The following is a 632-nucleotide window of genomic DNA, read 5'->3' as shown; positions in this document are numbered from 1 at the left end:
GGCAATAGCGATTTTATTTTTATGTCTGTATGAACCAAATCTATCATATCTATGAAAAACTTGTTTTAATTTTGGTGTATTGTCTTGTTTAGTTGCTGAGTAGTGCATAATGAAATTATAGATTCCTTTTTCAATTAGAATAACTTTGTAATTTTTTAAAACTTGTGATGCTGTTGCAACATTTGAATATTCTTCTAACAATGTCATGTCAGTTTCAACAATTTCACCAACTTTCATTGCAATTTCCCCAATATTAAATACCCCTGATGTAATATCAAACTTGTAATCAGTTGATCATGACTTATCAAGAATTAGAATAGCATTTGAAAGATTCAATTGATATTCAAGTCCAGTTGTTGCCCCTACTGGCTTTTGTTTTAGGTGTGTTCTTGATGGGGTTGAAAGTGAAATTAGTTTGTTTTTAAGTTCTTTTGCTTGTTTGTTTATGTCTGTTGCATCAGCAAAAGTAACAACCTCATCATATGTTGATGTAGCATCAGAATCTAACCATGTGATTAACTCTTGGTACATCCTTTTTGCAAATGGTTTTACAATTGCAAATTCAAAATCATTTACTAGTGCAATGAATAATCCCACTGAAATTGTTACATCATTTAGAATAGTATCTAAGA

The 632-nt window shown here is 30.2% G+C and carries 2 protein-coding genes; both read right to left on the bottom strand.

The features are described 5' to 3' along the window. On the bottom strand, positions 1-237 hold a 237-nt coding region (locus N1032_RS26065; RefSeq protein ID WP_259543530.1), incomplete at its 3' end, for a hypothetical protein. A 57-nt stretch (positions 238-294) separates the two neighbouring features. Then, on the bottom strand, positions 295-632 hold a 338-nt coding region (locus tag N1032_RS26060; protein ID WP_259543529.1), incomplete at its 5' end, for a hypothetical protein.

The sequence above is a fragment of the Herbiconiux daphne genome (genome assembly GCF_024979295.1).
Taxonomy (GTDB): domain Bacteria; phylum Actinomycetota; class Actinomycetes; order Actinomycetales; family Microbacteriaceae; genus Herbiconiux; species Herbiconiux daphnes.
Note: the sequence above shows the minus strand (reverse complement) of the source record. Positions and strands in the feature narration are given on the sequence as shown.